The following is a 20,247-nucleotide window of genomic DNA, read 5'->3' on the forward strand; positions in this document are numbered from 1 at the left end:
GCACATCTAAATTGTTCCGGTGCACAGCATTTCGGGCCGCACTGTCATCCGGTCGCGACGCGGTAACAACACGGTGTCGAGTCGGCGGCTCGATGGAAGAGTTCCGATCCGCTGCTACAGTCGGGAACATTGTGAGGTACAACGTCCCGGTTCCTCGGACGCGATGGCGCGCCGCCGCCGCGGTGATTCTGGCTTTCTGGGTCGTCGTGGTCGGCGCCGAGTGGGCGCTTCCGGGTACCGAGACGCCGCACCACGGGCCGCACGCGTCCGCCGCTGGTCCGCACGGTGGCTTTGCTGTTGTCGCCGATCATCCCCACTTCGAGAGCGGATCGACGCCGCTCGCACCCGAGACCATCGCCGAGGCGGCGCTGCCCCGCGCCACCGTCACCCTCATCGCGCTGGCCCTGATCGGCGCCATCGCCGCCGTCCTGCCGTTCTGGCGGCAGACCTCGTTGACCGCGATTCGTGGTCCACCCCGGCGGCTCGTCGCACCCGACAGCGGGCGGGTCCTCCTGACCCGCCTGTGCATCGCGCGTCGCTGATCGCGTAGCGCCAGACCAAGCCGGCCCCCTGCGGCGGCCCTGGTCGGTGACCGCTACCCGTCATCAGCAGCCGCGCGCCTGTTCGCGCGGCCGAACAGAAGCGACGTATACCGATGAACCATGCCCCGTCCGTCCACACATCCGACGTCCTGCTGACCCGGCAGCATCGCCTCGGCCGCTACGATCGGCCGGGCACCATGGTCGGGAACACCCCGGTGCTGCGCATCGGCGCGCCCTTCACCGCCGATGAGCGTGGCTTCTGGGCCAAGCTCGAAGGTTCCAACCCCGGCGGCATGAAGGACCGCCCCGCCATGCACATGGTCGAGCGCGGACGTGCGCGTGGCGCGCTGCGCCCAGGCGCCCGAATCGTCGAATCCACCAGCGGCACCTTGGGTCTCGGTTTGGCCCTGGCGGGCACCGTGTACGAGCACCCGGTCACCCTCGTCACCGACCCGGGGATGGAGCCGATCCTCCAACGGATGCTGTCGGCCTTCGGCGCCGACGTCGAGCTGGTGACCGAACCGCATCCCGATGGCGGGTGGCAGCAGGCCCGCCGCGACCGGGTGCAACAGATTCTGTCCGCCGACCCCCATGCCTGGTATCCCGACCAGTACAACAACCCCGACAACGTCGAGGCCTACCGACCGCTGGCACGCGAACTGCACGCACAGCTCGGCCACATCGACGTTCTGGTGTGCTCGGTGGGCACCGGCGGACATTCCGCAGGGGTGGCGCGGGTGTTGCGGGAGTTCAACCCCGACCTACGGTTGGTCGGCGTGGACACGATCGGATCGACCATCTTCGGGCAGCCCGCCAGCGCCCGCCTGATGCGTGGCCTCGGGTCGAGCATCTTCCCGGGAAACGTCGACTACGAGGCGTTCAGCGAGGTCCACTGGGTGGCCCCGGCGGAGGCGGTGTGGGCATGCCGCACCCTGGCGGCCACGCACTACGCCAGCGGTGGGTGGAGCGTGGGGGCGGTCGCGCTGGTGGCCGGGTGGGCGGCGCGCACGTCGCCGGCCGACACCACGATCGCCGCGGTCTTTCCCGACGGGCCGCAACGCTATTTCGACACCGTCTACAACGACGACTACTGCCGTGGCCACGGCTTGCTCGACATCACTCCACCTGACGAGCCGGCCGTCATCGACGATCCGTGCACCGCGGTGGTGACGTCGTGGACCCGCAGTACCCGCGTCGTCGACCCGCTGGCGGTGCTGCGGTGAGAAACGTTGTCGCGCAGTTCCGAAGCTTCGACCGGCCGAGCCGGATGCTGATGATCAACCAGTTCGGCATCAACCTGGGCTTCTACATGCTGATGCCGTACCTGGCCGGATACCTGGCCGGTCCGCTCGGGCTGGCAGCGTGGGCGGTCGGGCTGGTGCTGGGGGTTCGCAACTTCTCCCAGCAGGGGATGTTCATCGTCGGGGGCACGCTGGCCGACCGACTCGGCTACAAACCGCTGATCGTCGCGGGGTGCCTACTCCGCACGGCGGGGTTCGGTCTTCTCATCGTGGCCGAGTCGCTGCCTGCGGTGCTGATCGCCTCCGCCGCAACGGGGTTCGCAGGAGCCTTGTTCAACCCGGCGGTGCGGGCCTACCTGGCTGCGGACGCCGGACCGCGACGCGTCGAGGCGTTCGCGGTGTTCAACATCTTCTATCAGGCCGGGATCCTGGCCGGACCGCTGGTCGGGCTGGCACTGATGGTGTTCGACTTCCGCATCACCGCCGCCGCGGCGGCGATCGTGTTCGCCGCCTTGACCATCGCGCAACTGTTCGCGCTGCCGCAACACAGCGGCCGCACCGCGACCGAGAAGACCTCAGTGCTGGCCGACTGGCGCGTCGTGCTGGCCAATCGGTCGTTCCTGTTGTTCGCCGCGGCGATGATCGGCTCCTACGTGCTGTCCTTCCAGGTGTACCTCGCGCTGCCGTTACAGGCGAGGGTGCTATCGCCTCATGGTGAGTCGCTTTTGGTGGCAGGGATTTTCGTGGTTTCCGGGCTGGTGGCGGTCTTCGGACAGCTGCGGATCACCCGGTGGTTCGGCGCACGCTGGGGGGCAGGACACTCCCTGACGGTGGGTCTGGTCATCCTCGCGGCGGCGTTCTTACCGCTGATGGCGATACCGGACGCCGAGCGCTTCGGGTCCGGTGCGGCGGTCGCCGCGCTGTTGGTGGCCGCGGGTGTGCTCGCGGTCGGCTCGGCGGCGGTGTTCCCCTTCGAGATGGACACCGTCGTGTCGTTGGCGCAGGACCGGCTGGTGGCCACGCACTACGGCTTCTACAACACGATCGTGGGGATCGGGATTCTCGTCGGCAATCTCGCCACCGGATCGCTGATGGAGGCCGCCCGTAGCGCCGGTGTGGACGAGCTCGTCTGGGTGGTGCTGGCGGTGATCGGGCTGGCCTCGGCGGCCGCGCTGTACCGACTCGACCGGACCGGCCGGCTGCGGCCGGTCTCGCCGGTGACGGCCGGTCAGGGAGCTTCTAGAAGACCCTGATCCAGTCGACGCGCATCTCGGCCGGGTACGTGCCTGCCGCGGGCTCGCGGCCACCCGAGCCGCCGACGGCGATGTTGAACACCGGTGCCAGCGTGTAGCCGGGGTCGTTGAACGGCCAGTCCGCGATGGAGTTCGCCGGCACCACGAAGAACGGCTCCATGCCCGGCTGGTAGTCCTTCCAGAAGTGCAGGCCGGTCGGCAGCCAGGTCATCCGCCAGGTGTGCCACGCGTTGTCGATGGGGTGGCGGTGGGTGGCGAACGATGTCCCGTCCAGCCTGGCGTGCACCGTGGTCCCCGAGGGCCAGTCTCTGTTCCCGTACCACTCGACCAGGTCGATCTCCCCGCCCCGGACCGGGTTGTCGTTGAGCAGCCAGAAGGCCGGCCAGGCGCCGTCGGTCAGGCAGTCGAGCTTGACCCGCGCTTCCCAGGTGGTGCCGACGCCGCCACGCCAGTTGCCGACGATCTTGGCGCTGGCGTACTTCTCCTGGATGGTGGTGCCGGGGCCGCGGGTGGCCCGGATGACCAGGTTGCCGTTGCCGTCCTGGAACACGTGCTCCTGGTCGGTCACGTAGCGGCCCATGTTGAAGGGTTTGTCCCACTCGTGCGGGTTCTTGATGGTCTCGCGAGCCGGGACGATGTGCCACCACGCCGGGTCCGGGGGCGCCCCGGCCGGGCCGTTGAACTCGTCCTGGAACAGCATCACCGGGCCCACGTCCGCAGCGCCGGGCCCTGGTGCCGCGGGCATCCCGGGCGGACCCGGAACAGGCGGGATGTCGCCGACGATGGGCTGAGCGTGGGCGGTGGCGGCGGGGAGCGCGGCAGCCGCCGCACCCAGGCCCATCATCAACATGGCACGGCGGCGATCCATTTCTGGCACGGAAAAACCATAAATGACCCGGGTGCGGGCGACTGCTCATTTCGACCATTCGGCCAGTCGTCGTGGAGGGCCTTCACCGTCACCGCGGTCATGATCGGACTTTGCCCGCGGGGTCCTGGGCCGGGTATGGGCTGGTGGACGCGCTATGACGCCGAGGGGCCTTCATTGTTGTTGCCGTGAATATTTCGACCAGTTGGCGGCTTCGGTTTGCTTCGCCCGGCGGCTTGACAAGCGATCGCGCATTTGCCGGTTGCCGCCGGGGAGCCGATGACGGGAAGCCCACCCGCGTGTGCAGCCTGGAAGTCCTTCGAGCATTGACCGCCTCAGCCCGCGGGACCTGCGTCAAACGGCTGTCGCAACGTCCGCGTTGTGCTGTATACCGCTGCCCGGGAAGGTGTACCACCGACGCAGGTTGCGGGCGGTAGGCCGGGCAGGAACGCGACGGCGGTGTCGAGGGACGTCGTCGCCGCCGACGCCCACCGCGGGTCCCGCGCGGTCGTCATACGACGAGGTTGCTGGGGCTCCGTTGGCGTTTGGTTGCGCTGCCGTGCGATGGGTACCGGTAGAACATGGTGCGCGGCAACGAACTGCTGCAGAGGCCGTTGGACCAGCGTGAACGCTGGGCCGACGAGATCCTGGACCGGTTGGCCCCGGTCATGGGTGTGCTCGGCATCGTGTTCGTGCTGCTGGTGCTCGGCGAGCAACTGGCGCGCCCGGGACCGCTATCGGTGGTGCTGGCGGTGCTGAGCTGGCTGCTGTGGGCGGTGTTCGCAATCGAGTTCCTCGCGCGGTTGGTGGTAGCCCCCAAGACAACTACGTTCCTGCGGCGTAACTGGTGGCAGTTGATCTTCCTGGTGTTGCCCTTCCTTCGGCTACTGCGGCTGCTCCGAGTCGCGCGGTTGACCAGATCAGGTCGCGTGCTGGCAGGTGCGGTGCGGGGCAGTCGATCCGCGCAGCAGGTGTTGGGCAGCAGGCTGGCGGGCCTTGGGTCGGTGGTGGCGATCACGGTGTTGGGCAGCAGCCAGTTGCTGTACCAGTTCAGCGACTATCCCCGGTACGCGGATGCCTTGCATTCGGCCGCACTAGGGGCTGTCACGGGTGAGCCATTGGGGAAGACTGACGGCTTCGCCCAAGTGACCGACGTGGTTCTGGCGATATTCTCGGTGGTTGTGTTCGGCGCGCTCGCAGGGTTGCTCGGTTCGTTCTTCATCGAGAATCGAACCCTGCAAAAGGAGGCCGCCGGTCGGTCGAGTAGCGACCAGTCGGTCAACGATCAGTGGAGCCGATGACGGGAATCGAACCCGCGTATTCAGCTTGGGAAGCTGATGTTCTGCCATTGAACTACATCGGCATGTTCGATCACGAAGGCTAACACCTGGTGGGCGGGCTTCGTGGAGGTGTCCGGGCCGCGGCCCGTCGCTGCCGTTACGCTCGTGCGGTGCTGCTCTCCGACCGCGACATCCGCGCCGAGATCAAGGCAGGCAGGCTCGGTATCGACCCGTTCGACGACAGCCTGGTCCAGCCCTCCAGCGTCGACGTCCGGCTCGACAACCTGTTCCGGGTTTTCAACAACACCCGCTACACCCATATCGATCCGTCGCTGCGCCAGGACGACCTGACCACCCTGGTGGAGCCCAAGGAGGGCGAACCGTTCGTCCTGCATCCCGGCGAGTTCGTGCTGGGGGCGACGCTGGAGCGCTGCACCCTGCCCGACGACCTGGCCGGCCGGCTGGAGGGCAAGTCCTCGCTGGGCAGGCTCGGCCTGCTCACCCATTCGACGGCCGGTTTCATCGACCCGGGATTCTCCGGTCACATCACCCTCGAGCTGTCGAACGTCGCGAACCTGCCCATCACACTGTGGCCCGGCATGAAGATCGGCCAGCTCTGCCTGCTGCGCCTGACCAGCCCCGCCGAGCACCCGTACGGCAGCGCGAAGGCCGGCTCGAAATACCAGAACCAGCGCGGACCGACACCGTCGCGGTCGTACCAGAATTTCCTCCGGTCCAGCTGACCGGGGCCGATGGCCGGAGCCCGCAGAAACGTCAATGACGGTTGTCGGGCACGCGAGTAAGGTCGGGAATCACCGGCGCCATCGCGCATTCGTGCCGTCGCGTTCCGGCCAGGTCTTCACCGCTGCCAGCTAACAGCGTCGGGTGTAACGCCTCAGCTGGTCAGGCCGATGAAGTATCTAGTTGTCGGCTCGTCGTGCCCGAATGAGCAATGGCAGCCAACCAGGCGCAGCAAACATTTTGGAGGGGTCAGTGGACATCGTATTAGGTGTGTCGATGACACCTACGACGGTCCGCATGGTGCTGGTCGAGGGCGAAAAGGCCGACGGCGTCACCGTCGACCATGACGTCTTCGACGTTGCTTCCGCAGAGGGCTCAGCAAACGTCGCGGACCAAGTTGTCGCGGCGGTTCTTGGCACCAAGGAGAGCGCACAGACCGGCGGTCATCACCTCAAGTCCATCGGCGTCACGTGGAGTGATCACGCCGAAGCCGCCGCTCTGCGCGATGCGCTGGCCGCCCAGGGCATCGACGACGTCATGCTCGTCTCCGAGGGGCACGCCGCCGCGTCGCTGGCGCAGGCCGTCGGACGCGCGGTCGGATACGACACCACCGCGCTGCTGTTCGTGAATCGGGACACCGCGACGCTGTCGGTCGTGCAGACCGACGACGGCTCGGTGGTCAAGGTGCTCAGCCGCACCCTGCACAGCGCGGACGCGATGGCCGTCCTCACGGAGATGGCCGAAGCGGTCGCCGCCCAGGACGCCCCGCCGCAGGGCATGTTCGTCGTCGGCGCCGGTGTCGACGTCAGCTCGGTGAAGGCGCACCTCGAGCACCTCGTCTCCCTGCCGGTCAATGCCCCCGACGATGCGGAGCTGGCGCTGGCCCGCGGCGCCGCGCTGGCGTCGGCCGCCGCACCCGCCTTCGAGGCGTCGACCGTCGGCCTGGCGTACTCCCAGGACCCCGACGGCACCACCGCCGGCTCGGTGTTCGCCGGCCTGGCCGGATCCGCGACGCAGCTGGCGCCGGTGCAGGCCGCGGCCGCCGACGACGTGGTCGACGAGTTCGCGATGACCCAGGCCCGGCCGGTCGAGGAGGAGCGCAAGCCGTTCCTGCTCGTCGGTAGCGCGCTGACGTCGGTGTTCGTGATCGGTGTTGTGGCGCTGGTCATCTCGTTGGCGATCAGCATCCGGCCGACCGCCGACCAACGCCCGAGCCCGGCCGAGGCCGTCATCGTTCCCAGCAGTCAGGTTCCGGCTCCGGCGCCGGTCCAGGAGGCCCGGCAGCCGGTCGACCCGCCGTCGGCGGAGACCATCAAACCGCCGGTCCCCGTCGTGCAGCAGGCACCTGCGCAGACGCCGCGGACCGTCTTCGTGGAGCAGGCGCCCGCACCTGCCGCACCCGCCCCGGCTCCAGCGCCCGCCGCCCCTGCGCCGGCTCCCGCTCCGGTGGCGCCGCCCCCGGTGGTCGCGCCTCCCGTGGTGGTGCCGCCGCCGGTGATCGTGGTGCCGCGGCAGTACCCGCGGTGGACGCCACCGAGGGCCACGTACACGGTTCCGCCGCCGACCAAGACGCAGGTGCCCGACGAGCCGGACACGCCGTGGACGCCGCCGTGGGACCCGCCGGACAAGCCGGACAAGCCGGACTACCCGACGGTGCCGCAGATTCCACAGCCTCAGCAACCGCAGTGGCCGCAGTATCCGGGTAGCGGTTCCAGCGGCGGCTCCGGCGCGAGCGGAGGCTCCGGCGCGAGCGGCGGTTCGGGCTCGTCCGGCGGTAGCGGATCCCGTGACTCGGGTTCCTCGCGCGGTGGTTCGAGCTCCGGGGTTCCCGGCGACATCAACGGCGACGGGTGCTTCCTGGTGTTCTGCGCTCCCGGCGGCGGTCGCTAGCATTCGTCACCTGCCGTTGGCCTGGCGCTCGGTGTCACGTAGCGACTAGCTCATCCTGGCTGCCTATAGAGGCAGTATGCGATGCACGGTCTTCGGTACGGGATACCTCGGCGCGACGCACGCGGTGGGGATGGCCGAATCGGGCCATGACGTCATCGGCGTGGACATCGACCCCGGCAAGATCGCCAAGCTCTCCGGCGGCGACGTGCCGTTCTATGAGCCCGGACTTCGAGAGATGCTGCAGCGCAACATCGACGAAGGCAGGTTGCGCTTCACCACCGACTATGCCGAGGCCGCGGAGTTCGCCGACGTGCACTTCCTCGGCGTGGGCACCCCGCAGAAGAAGGGTGAATACGGCGCCGATCTGCGCCATGTGTACGCCGTGGTCGACACGTTGGTGCCCCTGCTGCGACGGCCGGCAGTCATCGTGGGCAAGTCGACCGTGCCGGTGGGCACCGCGGCTGACCTGTGCGCCCGCGCCGGACGGCTCGCCCCCGAGGGCGTCACCGTCGAGGTGGCCTGGAATCCGGAGTTCCTGCGCGAGGGGTTCGCCATCCAGGACACCCTGCACCCAGATCGCATTGTCCTTGGGGTGCAGCGCGATTCGGTGCTGGCCGAGGAGGCGATCCGCGCCCTCTACGCCCCACTGCTCGACGAGGGGGTGCCCTTCCTGCTGACCGACCTGCAGACCGCCGAGCTCGTCAAGGTGTCGGCGAATGCGTTCCTGGCGACGAAGATCTCGTTCATCAACGCGATCTCGGAGGTGTGCGAAGCAGTCGACGCCGACGTCACCCTGCTGGCCGACGCGCTGGGCTACGACGCCCGCATCGGCAGGAGATTCCTCAACGCCGGTCTCGGGTTCGGCGGCGGCTGCCTGCCCAAGGACATCCGCGCGTTCATGGCCCGCGCCGGCGAACTCGGCGCCAACCATGCGCTGACGTTCCTGCGGGAGGTGGACAGCATCAACATGCGCCGCCGGGTCAAGATGGTGGAACTGGCGACCAGGGCGTGCGGTGGCTCGCTGCTGGGCGCGAACGTGGCCGTCCTCGGCGCGGCCTTCAAGCCCGAATCCGACGACGTGCGCGACTCACCCGCGCTCAACGTCGCCGGGATGCTCCAGCTCAACGGCGCGACCGTCAACGTCTACGACCCCAAGGCGATGGACAACTCGCGGCTGGTGTTCCCCACCCTGAACTATTCGACGTCCGCCGTGGAGGCCTGCGACCGGGCCGACGCGGTGCTGGTGCTCACCGAATGGAACGAGTTCGTCGGGCTGCAACCCGAAACACTGGCCGGCATCGTGAACGCCAAAGTCGTTGTCGACGGGCGTAATTGCCTCGATGCCGAGCTGTGGCGGCGGGCAGGCTGGCGGGTGCACGCGCTGGGCCGGGGGGAAGGCGCACCGTCGGCGGCGTAGCGTCGCGGCCATGACCGTGTACGCGCTGAACTTGTTCGACATCGCCGATCCCGACGAGTACCTGGCGTATTCGAGGCGCTCGCCGAAGGAGGTCGCGCAGCACGGCGGCCGCGTCGTCGCGCTCGGACAGTTCCGCGAGTCGGTCACCGGCGACATCGAACCGCGTACCGTGCTGATCCTCGTCGAGTGGGATTCCAAGGACGCGTTCGACAGCTACCGAAACGATCCGGACCTGGCCGACCTGCACGCCCATCGGGAGAACGGCTCGTCGTCCTACATCTGGCATCTCTTCGACTCGTTGGCCGATCTGCGGCCCCTGCTTAAACTCGTCTGATGGCAGTTGATCTGCGCCAGCGAGTCCGGTGGCTGGCCCTGCACGGCGTGATCCGCGGGATGTCCAAGATCGGCACCCGGCGCGGCGGGGACCCGCAGGCCCGGCTGATCTCCGACCCGGACGTCCGCGCCGATCCCGCCGCGTTCGCCGACGAACTGCGCGACCGGGGCCCGCTCATCCGGTGCCGCGCGGTCCTGCTGACCTTCGACCATCAGGTGGCAGGCGAGCTGCTGCGGTCCGACGACTTCCACGTCTCGGCGCTCGGGTCCGGCCTGCCCCAGCCGCTGCGCTGGATCAACCGCAAAACCCACCCCGACCTGTTGCACCCCATCGAGCCGCCGTCGCTGCTGTCGATCGAACCGCCCGACCACACCCGCTGCCGCAAGCTGGTGTCCTCGGTGTTCACCCCACGGGCGGTCGCCGCGCTGCGCGACCGCGTCCAACAGACCGCCGACCAGCTGCTCGACGGCCTCGACGGGGAATCCGGCCCGGTCGACGTGGTTGCGCGGTACTGCTCCCAGCTGCCGGTCGCGGTGATCAGCGACATCCTCGGCGTGCCCGAGCGCGACCGCCAGCACATCCTGCACTTCGGGGAACTCGGGGCGCCCAGCCTCGACATCGGGCTGTCCTGGCAGCAGTACATGCAGGTGCACCGCGGCCTCGTCGGCTTCAACAACTGGCTGGGCGAGCACCTGCAGCAGTTGCGCCGCAACCCCGGCGACGACCTGATGAGCCAGCTGATCCAGGCCAGCCAGGACTCCGACGAAGGCGCCCGGCTGACGGAACGCGAACTGCAGGCCACTGCGGGCCTGGTGCTGGCCGCGGGGTTCGAGACCACCGTGAACCTGCTGGGCAACGGCATCCGCATGCTGCTCGACACCCCCGAGCATCTGCAGACGCTGTCGTCGCGCCCGGAGCTGTGGCCGACCGCGGTCGAAGAGATCCTGCGGCTCGACTCTCCGGTGCAGATGAGCGCACGCATCGCCCGCAGGGACGTCGAGGTCGCAGGCACCGCGGTGAAGCGCGGTGAACTGGTCATCATCCACCTCGCCGGGGCCAACCGTGACCCCAAGGTGTTCGACGATCCGCACCGCTTCGACATCGAGCGGGAGAATGCCGGCAAGCACCTTTCGTTCTCGGCCGGCAGGCACTTCTGCCTGGGTGCCGCGCTGGCCCGCGCCGAGGGCGAGGTGGGGCTGCGGACGTTCTTCGAGCGCTATCCCGACGCTCGGCTGGCCGGCGCCGGCAGCCGGCGCGACACCCGGGTACTGCGGGGTTGGTCAACCTTGCCGATCACGCTTGGAAAGACGCGCGCCGCGATAGGTTCATGACGTGGACTTCCGAGCAGCCCTGCTCGAGCAGACTCGAGCATTCGGTGAACTGATCAGGTCGGCAGACCCCGCGACACCCGTTCCGACGTGCGGCGAGTGGACCCTCAAAGATCTCTTCCGTCACGTGGGACGCGGAAACCGTTGGGCCGCACAGATCGTCATCGAACACCGCAACCAGCCGCTGGACCCGCGTGACGTACACGACGGCAAACCGCCCGACGACATCGACGCCGCGATCGACTGGCTCAACCGCGGCGCGGAACTGATGGTGGACGCGGTCAACCGGGTCGGTGCCGACGCCCGGGTGTGGACGTTCCTGGGCCCGCGGCCCGCGGGATGGTGGATCCGTCGACGGCTGCACGAGGCGACCGTGCACCGCGCCGATGCGGCGCTGGCCCTGGGGTCCGAGTTCGAGCTGTCACCGGAACTGGCCGGCGATGCGCTCAGCGAGTGGCTCGAGCGGGTGTGCTACGACAAACGGCACCCCGTCGTGCTGGACCCCGGACAGTCCATCCACTTCCACGCCACCGAGGAGAAGCTGGGGCCCACGGGGGAGTGGACCGTCGTCCACGACGACGACGGCGTGTGGTGGTCGCACAGCCACAGCAAAGGCAGTGTGGCGCTGCGCGGCCCCGTCACCGAGCTCCTGCTGGCCACCGTCCGGCGCAAGACCGCGGCCGAGGCCGGTCTCGAGGTGTTCGGCGACACCGCCGTCTGGGACGCCTGGCTGAACAGCACGCCGTACTGAGGGTGGCACTTCGTCGGAGACGAACATGGGGCACTTCGTCGGAGACGAACATGTGGCGTAGTTTCGCGGCATGACCACTTCGGAGATGGCCACCGTCCTCGCCTGGCACGACGCCCTCAACGCCGGCGACCTGGACACTCTGTTGACGCTGTCCAGCGATGACATCGAGATCGGTGACGCCGCAGGCGCCGCCCAGGGGCACGCCGCCCTGCGCGAGTGGGCGCAGGCGCTCGACGTCAAGGCCGAGCCCGGGCGGATCTACGTCAACGACGGGGTCGTCGTCGTCGAACAGCGGATCATCTCCGTCACCGGGGAAGAAGGAACGGCGGCCTCGGCGTTTCGGGTGGTCCGTGACCACGTCACCTCGATGTTCCGGCACGACGACCTGGCCACCGCGCTGGCCGCCACCGAACTGACCGAAGCGGACCTGACCGGCTGATGCGGGGGATCATCCTGGCCGGCGGATCGGGCACCCGGCTGTACCCGATCACGATGGGTGTGAGCAAGCAGTTGGTCCCCGTCTACGACAAGCCGCTGATCTATTACCCGCTGTCCACGCTGATGATGGCGGGCATCCGCGACATCCTGGTGATCACGACGGCGCGCGACGCGTCGGGCTTTCACCGGTTGCTGGGTGACGGCTCCGATTTCGGTGTCAATCTGACCTACGCGGTTCAGGACGAACCCGACGGCCTCGCGCAGGCGTTCGTGATCGGCGCCTCCCACATCGGGTCGGATTCGGTAGCACTGGTGTTGGGCGACAACATCTTCTACGGTCCGGGGTTGGGAACCAGCCTGAGCCGATTCCAGAACGTCAGCGGTGCAGCGATTTTCGCGTACTGGGTGGCCAATCCGTCGGCGTACGGTGTCGTCGAGTTCGCCGCCGACGGCACGGCGCTGTCGCTGGAGGAGAAGCCGAAGACACCCAAGTCGCACTACGCGGTGCCGGGCCTGTACTTCTACGACAACGACGTCGTGGACATCGCACGGTCGCTGCGCAAGTCGGCCCGCGGAGAGTACGAGATCACCGAGATCAACCAGACATACCTCAACCAGGGCAGGTTGGCCGTCGAGGTGCTCGCCCGCGGCACCGCCTGGCTCGACACGGGGACCTTCGACTCACTGCTGGACGCCAGCGACTACGTGCGCACCATCGAGCGCAGGCAGGGGCTCAAGATCAGCGTGCCCGAGGAGGTCGCCTGGCGGGTCGGCTTCATCGACGACGACGCGCTCGCCGCCCGCGCGCAGACCCTGCTCAAGTCCGGTTACGGGGCGTATCTGCTGGAGTTGCTGGAGCGCTAGGCCCGACGTGCGCCGGGCGGCGTCGCGAGCACCGCGGCGATGCCCGTGGTCAGCGGCACCGACAGCGCCAACGCGATACCTCCCACCGCCGAGCGGGCGATCTCGATGGCCACGCTCTCGCTGGTGAGCACGTCACCGAGCGAGCGATTGGCGACGCTGAACAGCAGCAGCAGAGGTAATGCGCTGCCCGCATAGGCCAGCACCAGGGTGTAGACCGTGCTGGCGATGTGGTCGCGGCCGACCCGCATGGCGCCGACGAAGATGTTGCGGCGGCTGCTCTGCTCGATCCCGGCGAGTTCGAACACCGTCGACGCCTGGGTGACCGTGACGTCGTTGAGCACACCGAGCGAGCCGATGATGAAGCCCGCCAGCAGCAGGCCGGTGATCGACACATTCCCCAGATAGGCGGCGACCTCGTTGTTCTGGTCCTCGGACAGGCCGGTGAGATGGGTCAGTTCGATTGCCCCCCAGGACAGCACCGCGGCGAGCAGCAGGGAGGCCAGGGTCCCCAGCAGGGCCGCGCTGGTCCGCAGGCTCACGCCGTGCGCGAGGTAGATCACCGCGTACAGGATGGCCGCGGACGCCACCACCGCGACCGGTACGGCCGGGGCGCCGTCGCGCAGCGCCGGTAGCAGGAACACGACCAGCACCCCGAACGCGATGACGATGCCGACCAGCGCGCGAAGACCGCGCCACCGGGCCACCGCGACGATCACCACCGCGAACACCGCGGCCAGCGCGGCCAGCGGCCACGTTCGCTCGTAGTCGTAGAAGGCGTAGCTGGTGGCGCCGACGTCGTCGACCTGGCGGCTGATGCGGATGTCGTCACCGACGGCCAGGACGGGCTGGCCGGGCCCGCCGCTGAACTCCAGCAGGGTATTGGCGCCCTGGTTGGGCCCGGAATCGATCGCCACGAGCACGTGGACGCATGCAGCGGCCTCACCCTGGCCCCGATCCGGGTCCGCGGTGAGCACCGCGCCTGCCGATGGGCTCCCGCACACCGCGGCGCTGCTGGACAACACGTGACCGGACTCGGTGGTCACCGCGCCGCCCGCGGCGTTCTGGAACGGCAACGGGATGTCCGCCCGCTGCGCGGTGGGCCACAACAGCGCCGCACCGATCAGCACGGCGACGCCGCAGGCGGTCAGCAGGCCGACGACGATCTTGGCCGCGAGCGGACCCAGCGGCGACGGGCCGTCCAGCGAATGCGAATGTGAGTGCGCCACCCGGACAGGGTAGAGGTCGGTCCTTGGACTCCCGAGGCCACGCGACGGTCTGGCCTCAGCGCGGTGGCCGGATCCCTGCCCCTGCTCCGTCGAAACTGAACTTGTGCGCGAACTTTCACCCAGGAGTCGAGCAGAACTTCAGATTCGGCGGGCACTCACTGCCGGTAGCTGACCAGGAAGTTGCCGAGCCGTTCGATCGCGTTCGCCAGGTCACGGGCCCACGGCAGGGTCACGATCCGCAGGTGATCCGGTGTCGGCCAGTTGAACCCGGTGCCCTGGGCGACCAGGATCTTCTCCTGCAGCAGCAGGTCCAAGACGAGTTGTTCGTCGTCGACGATGTCGTAGACCTCGGGATCCAGGCGCGGGAACGCGTACAGCGCGCCTTCGGGTTTCACGCACGACACCCCGGGGATCTCGTTGAGCTTCGTCCACGCCACGTCGCGCTGCTCCAGCAACCTGCCCCCGGGCAGCACCAGGTCGTCGATGCTCTGATGGCCGCCCAGGGCCACCTGGATGGCATGCTGCGCAGGCACATTCGGGCACAACCGCATGTTCGCCAGCAGGCTGATGCCTTCGATGAAGCTCGTCGCGTGCTCCTTCGGGCCGGTGATGACCAGCCATCCCGAACGGTATCCGGCCACCCGGTAGGCCTTGGAAAGGCCGTTGAAGGTCAGCGTCAGGACATCGGGCGCCACGGTGGCCATCGCGATGTGCTGCCGCTCGTCGTAGAGGATCTTGTCGTAGATCTCGTCGGCCAGCAGCATCAGCTCGTGCTTGCGTGCCAGGTCGGCTATCTGGGTGAGGACCTCGCGGGAGTACACCGCGCCGGTGGGGTTGTTCGGATTGATCACCACGATCGCCTTGGTGCGGTCGGTGATCTTGGATTCCAGATCGGCGATGTCGGGCTGCCAGCCCTGGGTCTCGTCGCACAGGTAGTGCACCGGGGTGCCGCCCGCCAGCGACGTCGACGCCGTCCACAGCGGGTAGTCCGGAGCGGGGATGAGCACCTGGTCACCGTTGTCGAGCAGCGCCTGCAGCGTCATCGTGATCAGCTCGGAGGCGCCGTTGCCCAGGTAGACGTCGTCGATGTCGAAGCGCGGGAACCCGTCGACCAGTTCGTAGCGGGTGAACACCGCGCGGCGGGCGCTGACGATGCCCTTGGAATCCGAATAACCCTGCGCGTAGGGCAGCGCAGCGATCATGTCGCGCATGATCACGTCGGGCGCCTCGAAGCCGAACGGCGCCGGGTTGCCGATGTTGAGCTTGAGGATCCGGTGCCCCTCGGCCTCCAGCCGCGACGCGTGCTCGTGGACCGGCCCGCGGATCTCGTACAGCACGTCCTGCAGCTTGCTCGACTGCGAGAACGTGCGCTGCCGCCCGTGCTGGCCGGTGGCGTGCCACGGCAGGTGCGAAGTGCTCATGGGCACCATCGTCCCATCGGTGTCGAATGAAATAGGAATCCGAGGCCGGACGGTGACCTACCGCTTGCCCGGCGGTCGGGCACCCTTGGCCAGTCCTAGACCCTTGACCGGCGGCTCCTCTTTGGCGGGTGCCGCCGCGCCGCCGTCGGACGGTGCCGGTGCCGAGTCGCCGTCGCCGGTCGGCACGGGAGACGGCTCCGGCTGTGCCGCAGCGGGTTTCGCGGGTGCCGCCGCCTTCTTGGCGCCCGGCCTGCGCGCACCCGGCGCGAGACCCAGACCCTTCACCTCGGGTTCGGGTGCGGCCGGCGCACTGGGCTCTGCCGGTGCTTCGGATGTCGACGGCTCTTCGGCGGCAGGCGCTGCCGGTGCGGCCTTCTTCTTCGCTCCGGGGCGCTTGGCGCCGCCGGCGATGCCGAGGCCCTTGACCTCGGGCGCCTTGACCTCGGGCGCCTTGGCAGGAGCCGCCTCGGCCTTGGCCTCGGCGGGGGCCGCAGAGGCGGATTCGGCCGGTGCGGCCGCGGCCTTCTTGGCGCCGGGCCGCTTGGCCCCGCCGGCGATGCCGAGACCCTTCGGTGCCGGTGCTGCTGCCGCCGGCTTGTCGTCGGCCGCGGTGTCGGCTGCGGCCTTCTTGGCGCCGGGGCGCTTGGCGGCGCCGGCGATGCCCAGTCCGGTCACGGGCTTGGAGGCTGTCGACGATTCGGCTTCCGTGGTGGTGTCGGCCCCCGACTTCGTGGCCTCCGCGGGGGCGGCCTCTTCAGCTTCGTCGGCTGCGGGCCGGTCGGTCTTCGCCGGGGCAGTCGCCGCCACGCGAGCCGCCCGTTCTTCGGCTTCCTTTGCGGCCGTGCCCTTTTCGGGCAGCGTGAAGGTGGCCTTGTCCAGCGAACCCAGCAGCAGCTGGGCCACATCGAGGACCTCGGCCTTCTCCACGTCCCTGGCGGCGGCGACGTCGTCGACGCCGTCGGTGATCATCACCCGGCAGAACGGGCACCCGGTGGCGATCTTCGACGCGCCGGTGTCCATGGCCTCTTCGACGCGTTCCTGGTTGACGCGCTTGCCGATGTGCTCTTCCATCCACATCCGCGCGCCGCCTGCGCCACAGCACAGACCGCGGTCGGCGTGGCGGGGCATCTCGGTCAGCTTCGCCCCCGAGGCCCCGATCAGTTCCCGCGGCGCGTCGTAGACCTTGTTGTGCCGACCCAGGTAGCAGGGGTCGTGATAGGTGATGTCCGCTCCGCCGTCACCGTTGGAGTCGACGGACTTGACCGGAACCAGCTTCTTGTCCCTGATCAGCCGGTTCAGCAGCTGGGTGTGGTGCAGCACGGTGTAGTGCCCGCCGAGCTGGGGATACTCGCGGCCGAGGGTGTTGAAGCAGTGCGGGCAGGTGACCACGACCTTGCGGTCGACCCGCTCGACGCCCTCGAACAGCTCTCCGAGCGTCTCCACGTTCTGCGCGGCGAGCTGCTGGAACAGGAACTCGTTGCCCGAACGGCGGGCCGAGTCACCGTTGCAGGTCTCACCTTCGCCAAGCACCAGAAACTTCACGCCCGCCGCAGAGAGCAGCTCGGCGACGGCCTTGGTGGTCTTCTTCGCCCGATCCTCGTAGGCGCCGGCGCAGCCCACCCAGAACAGGTACTCGAAGCCCTCGAACGATTCGACGTCCTTGCCGTAGACCGGCACGTCGAAGTCGACCTCGTCGATCCAGTTGGTGCGGTCCTTGGAGTTCTGGCCCCACGGGTTGCCCTTGGTCTCCAGGTTCTTGAACAGCACGCCGAGCTCGCCGGGGAACTCGGACTCCATCATCACCTGGTAGCGGCGCATGTCGACGATGTGGTCGATGTGCTCGATGTCGACCGGGCACTGCTCGACGCACGCCCCGCAGGTGGTGCACGACCACAGCACGTCGGGGTCGATGACGCCGCCCTCCTCGAGGGTGCCCACCAGCGGACGGGTCGCCTGAAGCGGCGAGTCGGCGGGGATGCGCTCGAACCCGGACTCGGGCACGTGCTCGTGCGAGTGCTCCTCGGAGTGCTTCTCGCCGCGCACCTTCTCACCGAGGCCGCCCTCGGGGGTGTTCTCGAGCGGACTCTCCTTGCCGTCCAGGAAGTACGGCGCCTTCGCGAACATGTGGTCGCGCAGGTTCATGATCACGAGCTTGGGCGACAGTGGCTTGCCGGTGTTCCACGCGGGGCACTGCGACTGGCAGCGGCCGCATTCGGTGCACGTGGTGAAGTCGAGGTAACCCTTCCAGGTGAAGTCCTCGATCTTGCCGCGGCCCAGCACGGCGTCCTCGGCGGGATCCTCGAAGTCCACGATCTCGCCCTTGGACTCCACCGGCAGCAGCGGGCCCAGGCCGTCGGGCAGCCGCTTGAACGTCACGTTGATCGGCGCCAGGCCGATGTGCAGGTGCTTGGAGTGCAGCACGATCAGCAGGAACACCAGCATGATCGCGATGTGCGCGAGCAGGGCGATCGTCTCGATCCACTCGTTGGCGGGCACGCCGAGCGGGCGCATGATCGCGCCCATGAGCTGGGAGAAGAACGCGCCGTTGCCGTAGGGCAGGTTGCCGACGACGGCGGCCGCGCCGCGCACCAGCGCGTAGGTCCAGATGACGTTGAAGATCATGAACAGGATCAGCCAGGCGCCGCCGGTGTGCGATCCGTAGAACCGGGAGTCGCGACCGTGCTTCTTGGGCTCGCGGACGATGCGGATGATCGCGAAGGTGATGATGCCGAGCAGCACGGCGACGGCGAAGAAGTCCTGCAGGAAGCCCAGGACGTCCCACCGGCCGACGAGCGGGATGTGAAAGTCGTGGTCGACGAGCAGGCCGAACGCCTCGAGGTAGACGGTGGCCAGGACGAAGAAGCCCCACATGGTGAAGAAGTGCGCGATACCGGGAACGGACCAGCGCAGCAGCCGGGTCTGCCCGAACACCTCTTCGAACTGTGTGGTGATGCGCTTGCGCAGGTGGTCCTTGCGGTTGTTGGACTCGCTCATCGGCTGACCGGACCGGATCAACTTCGTCAGCCACAGCACGCGCTTTGCGGCGAACACCCCGACGACGGCGATCATCAGAACCCCGACGACGATCCTGATCAACATCTGCGTATCCACGCGTGTCCTCCGGTTGTCCGGTTACCCGTGGGTAACTTAAACCATGTTACTGTCGAGTAACTTTAGCTCGGTGCCAGCTCATAGTTGCATCCTGCCGGGAAACGGCGCTACGAAGGCTGTCCTAACTCGGCGGTGCTCAGTGTGATGGGGCGAGCATCGCGCGCAGCATCGACAGCATCTCCGACCGGGATTCCGCGCCGAGTCGGCGGCGGATCCGGGCGACGTGATGCTCGACGGTCTTCGCTGAGATGAACAGCTGCGCGCCGATATCCCGGTAGGGCATGCCCTGCAGCAGCAGTTCGGCGACCTCCCGTTCACGCTCGGAAAGCTGGGCTGCGGCGGGCCGCGGGGCGGTGACGGTCTGCGGCGCGGCGACCGGGCCACGGTCGGCGGGCAGTGAGGCGACCGCCGGCTCCGGGGTCGCGACGGTCTGCTTGAGGTCTCGGGCCAGCTGCAGCATTGCCTGCGAGACCCGTGGGTCGGAGGTCTGCAGGGCGGCCTGGCCCGCCAGCCGGGTCGCGTCCCACGTGTGCCCGAACTGCGCCAGCGCGCGCGCCGCGGCCGTCACCTCGTCCCCGTCGACGTGGTTGGCCAGCACCCGAAGCCAGGTCCGGCCGGCCGTGGCCAGCGCCTTCGCGAAGAACGTATGCGGTGCGGCGGCCGTCAGCGCCTGGCCGTGCGGGGCGACGCCATCCGGCGAGTTGGCGAGGATGCCTGCGTGCACGCCCGCCCAGTGCAGCGGCACCGACCACAGCACCGGATCGCCCAACCCGGCGAGCAGCGCGAAGGCCTCGTCCACGGCGTGCTGAAGCTGATCGACCTGACGCATCCGCGCCGCGGCCACCCACAGTTCCCCCAACGGCAGCACTGCGTACAGATCGGCCGAATACTCCGCCAGCACCTCCATCGCCGAATACCAGTGCTGTTGCATCGCGCCGCTGTCACCGCTGCGCCGCGCGATGCCGGTCTGCAGCGCGGCCGCCCACAGTGCGTCCCGGCGGTGCAGCGTCGCGTCGCCTGCGGCAGGCACCGCGGCGGCCGCGGCCTGAAGCTGCCCGTCCTGCATGTGCGCCCAGCCCAGCAGCAGCCGGTGCCGATGAGTGACGAAGATCGCATCCGCGCCGTCGCCCTGCCCGTCGCTGCGCACCGCACGCCCGATCACGCTCCGTGCCCGAACCGGGTCGCCACCGTGCAGCGCCGCGAGCGTGACGAGGGCGGCGGGGGTGTCCGGGATGACGACGGACTGGCCGGCGGACGAACTGAAGGCGGCGCCGATGGACTGGCTCAATCGTGCCACCGCAACGGGATACGGCTGGTCGAGGGTCATGACCAGCCCCTCGGTGAGGCTGCGCGCAGCCCGCGCCGTCGATGTCGGGGGCCCCGCGGTCTGCGTGTCCGACGTCGCCCGTGCCGCGGCCCCGTCGCCGGCGGCCAGGGCGGTGATCGTCGCCGCGGCGGCGACGACGGCATCCGGGGCCGGGCCGAGCCACCGGAACAGGTCATTGGCCTGCGCGGCGCTGCCGTCGTGCAGCGCAATGCTCGCCG

At 68.7% G+C, this 20,247-nt stretch carries 17 protein-coding genes and 1 tRNA gene; 12 read left to right on the plus strand and 6 right to left on the minus strand.

Features of this window, described 5'->3' with window-relative positions:
• The first annotated feature begins 131 nt into the window (after nucleotides 1-131).
• The 3 genes from lpqS (at nucleotide 132) to H7I57_RS23375 (ending at nucleotide 3,036) form a co-directional block, all read left to right on the plus strand.
• Nucleotides 132-542 carry a putative copper homeostasis (lipo)protein LpqS gene (lpqS, locus tag H7I57_RS23365; RefSeq protein WP_264026391.1) on the plus strand — a complete coding sequence of 137 codons (411 nt, stop codon included), beginning with the start codon at nucleotides 132-134 and terminating at the stop codon, nucleotides 540-542.
• 113 nt (nucleotides 543-655) lie between these two features.
• Complete coding sequence (locus H7I57_RS23370) at nucleotides 656-1,765, plus strand: PLP-dependent cysteine synthase family protein (protein WP_264026392.1); 1,110 nt, start codon at nucleotides 656-658, stop codon at nucleotides 1,763-1,765.
• 44 nt (nucleotides 1,766-1,809) lie between these two features.
• Nucleotides 1,810-3,036 carry an MFS transporter gene (locus H7I57_RS23375; protein ID WP_264026417.1) on the plus strand — a complete coding sequence of 409 codons (1,227 nt, stop codon included), beginning with the start codon at nucleotides 1,810-1,812 and terminating at the stop codon, nucleotides 3,034-3,036.
• Here H7I57_RS23375 and H7I57_RS23380 read toward each other — a convergent pair.
• The gene (locus H7I57_RS23380) at nucleotides 3,023-3,904 is read right to left on the minus strand and encodes a glycoside hydrolase family 16 protein (RefSeq protein ID WP_264026419.1); all 882 of its coding nucleotides are present in this window, start codon (nucleotides 3,902-3,904) and stop codon (nucleotides 3,023-3,025) included. The two genes, H7I57_RS23375 and H7I57_RS23380, sit on opposite strands and share 14 nt — an antisense overlap.
• 578 nt (nucleotides 3,905-4,482) lie before the next feature.
• On the opposite strand from H7I57_RS23380, the gene H7I57_RS23385 reads away from it, so the two are divergent.
• Nucleotides 4,483-5,202, plus strand: a complete 720-nt coding sequence (locus tag H7I57_RS23385; protein ID WP_264026394.1) for a hypothetical protein — start codon at nucleotides 4,483-4,485, stop codon at nucleotides 5,200-5,202.
• Here the strand turns inward: H7I57_RS23385 and H7I57_RS23390 are convergent.
• A tRNA-Gly gene (locus H7I57_RS23390) sits at nucleotides 5,191-5,264 on the minus strand. The genes H7I57_RS23385 and H7I57_RS23390 overlap by 12 nt on opposite strands.
• Before the next feature lie 87 nt (nucleotides 5,265-5,351).
• On the opposite strand from H7I57_RS23390, the gene dcd reads away from it, so the two are divergent.
• The 8 genes from dcd to rfbA all read left to right on the plus strand — a co-directional run bounded on the left by dcd (nucleotide 5,352) and on the right by rfbA (nucleotide 12,944).
• Complete coding sequence (gene dcd / locus H7I57_RS23395) at nucleotides 5,352-5,924, plus strand: dCTP deaminase (RefSeq protein WP_264026395.1); 573 nt, start codon at nucleotides 5,352-5,354, stop codon at nucleotides 5,922-5,924.
• A 250-nt stretch (nucleotides 5,925-6,174) separates the two neighbouring features.
• Nucleotides 6,175-7,812 (plus strand): DUF7159 family protein, encoded by a 1,638-nt coding sequence (locus tag H7I57_RS23400; protein WP_264026399.1) that lies wholly within the window; start codon nucleotides 6,175-6,177, stop codon nucleotides 7,810-7,812.
• Between the two features lie 76 nt (nucleotides 7,813-7,888).
• Nucleotides 7,889-9,229: a UDP-glucose dehydrogenase family protein gene (locus H7I57_RS23405; protein WP_264026401.1), complete on the plus strand. Its 1,341-nt coding sequence runs from the start codon at nucleotides 7,889-7,891 to the stop codon at nucleotides 9,227-9,229.
• 10 nt (nucleotides 9,230-9,239) lie between these two features.
• Nucleotides 9,240-9,563, plus strand: coding sequence for a DUF1330 domain-containing protein (locus H7I57_RS23410; protein WP_264026402.1), 324 nt, complete (start codon nucleotides 9,240-9,242; stop codon nucleotides 9,561-9,563).
• Nucleotides 9,563-10,894 carry a cytochrome P450 gene (locus tag H7I57_RS23415; RefSeq protein ID WP_275081612.1) on the plus strand — a complete coding sequence of 444 codons (1,332 nt, stop codon included), beginning with the start codon at nucleotides 9,563-9,565 and terminating at the stop codon, nucleotides 10,892-10,894. Before H7I57_RS23410 ends, H7I57_RS23415 begins: the two co-directional genes overlap by 1 nt.
• 1 nt (nucleotide 10,895) lies before the next feature.
• Nucleotides 10,896-11,642, plus strand: a complete 747-nt coding sequence (locus H7I57_RS23420) for a maleylpyruvate isomerase family mycothiol-dependent enzyme (RefSeq protein WP_264026403.1) — start codon at nucleotides 10,896-10,898, stop codon at nucleotides 11,640-11,642.
• A 70-nt stretch (nucleotides 11,643-11,712) separates the two neighbouring features.
• On the plus strand, nucleotides 11,713-12,081 hold the full coding sequence (locus tag H7I57_RS23425; protein ID WP_264026404.1) for a nuclear transport factor 2 family protein: 369 nt from the start codon (nucleotides 11,713-11,715) through the stop codon (nucleotides 12,079-12,081).
• Entirely contained in the window at nucleotides 12,081-12,944 is an 864-nt protein-coding gene (rfbA, locus tag H7I57_RS23430) for a glucose-1-phosphate thymidylyltransferase RfbA (RefSeq protein WP_264026405.1), read from the plus strand. The genes H7I57_RS23425 and rfbA overlap by 1 nt, the downstream gene beginning before the upstream one ends.
• Here rfbA and H7I57_RS23435 read toward each other — a convergent pair.
• The 4 genes from H7I57_RS23435 to iniR form a co-directional block, all read right to left on the minus strand.
• Nucleotides 12,941-14,170, minus strand: a complete 1,230-nt coding sequence (locus H7I57_RS23435) for a YibE/F family protein (RefSeq protein WP_264026406.1) — start codon at nucleotides 14,168-14,170, stop codon at nucleotides 12,941-12,943. The two genes, rfbA and H7I57_RS23435, sit on opposite strands and share 4 nt — an antisense overlap.
• Before the next feature lie 155 nt (nucleotides 14,171-14,325).
• The gene (locus H7I57_RS23440) at nucleotides 14,326-15,591 is read right to left on the minus strand and encodes a pyridoxal phosphate-dependent aminotransferase (protein WP_372510338.1); all 1,266 of its coding nucleotides are present in this window, start codon (nucleotides 15,589-15,591) and stop codon (nucleotides 14,326-14,328) included.
• Nucleotides 15,592-15,648: 57 nt separating this feature from the next.
• Entirely contained in the window at nucleotides 15,649-18,702 is a 3,054-nt protein-coding gene (locus tag H7I57_RS23445) for a 4Fe-4S dicluster domain-containing protein (RefSeq protein WP_264026408.1), read from the minus strand.
• A gap of 136 nt (nucleotides 18,703-18,838) precedes the next feature.
• Nucleotides 18,839-20,247 (minus strand): isoniazid response ATPase/transcriptional regulator IniR (gene iniR / locus H7I57_RS23450; protein ID WP_264026410.1); only part of this gene is annotated, 1,409 nt, incomplete at its 5' end.

Origin of the sequence: Mycolicibacterium pyrenivorans, assembly GCF_025821625.1 — a bacterium.
Lineage (GTDB): Bacteria > Actinomycetota > Actinomycetes > Mycobacteriales > Mycobacteriaceae > Mycobacterium > Mycobacterium pyrenivorans.

What these genes read in the sequence shown, in the direction of transcription:
- H7I57_RS23370 (WP_264026392.1), top strand. Translation starts at nt 656, where the DNA reads ATGAACCATGCCCCGTCCGTCCACACATCCGACGTCCTGCTGACCCGG.
- H7I57_RS23375 (WP_264026417.1), top strand. Translation starts at nt 1,810, where the DNA reads ATGCTGATGATCAACCAGTTCGGCATCAACCTGGGCTTCTACATGCTG.
- H7I57_RS23380 (WP_264026419.1), bottom strand. Translation starts at nt 3,904, where the DNA reads ATGGATCGCCGCCGTGCCATGTTGATGATGGGCCTGGGTGCGGCGGCT.
- H7I57_RS23385 (WP_264026394.1), top strand. Translation starts at nt 4,483, where the DNA reads ATGGTGCGCGGCAACGAACTGCTGCAGAGGCCGTTGGACCAGCGTGAA.
- H7I57_RS23405 (WP_264026401.1), top strand. Translation starts at nt 7,889, where the DNA reads ATGCGATGCACGGTCTTCGGTACGGGATACCTCGGCGCGACGCACGCG.
- H7I57_RS23410 (WP_264026402.1), top strand. Translation starts at nt 9,240, where the DNA reads ATGACCGTGTACGCGCTGAACTTGTTCGACATCGCCGATCCCGACGAG.
- H7I57_RS23415 (WP_275081612.1), top strand. Translation starts at nt 9,563, where the DNA reads ATGGCAGTTGATCTGCGCCAGCGAGTCCGGTGGCTGGCCCTGCACGGC.
- H7I57_RS23425 (WP_264026404.1), top strand. Translation starts at nt 11,713, where the DNA reads ATGACCACTTCGGAGATGGCCACCGTCCTCGCCTGGCACGACGCCCTC.
- rfbA (WP_264026405.1), top strand. Translation starts at nt 12,081, where the DNA reads ATGCGGGGGATCATCCTGGCCGGCGGATCGGGCACCCGGCTGTACCCG.
- H7I57_RS23440 (WP_372510338.1), bottom strand. Translation starts at nt 15,591, where the DNA reads ATGAGCACTTCGCACCTGCCGTGGCACGCCACCGGCCAGCACGGGCGG.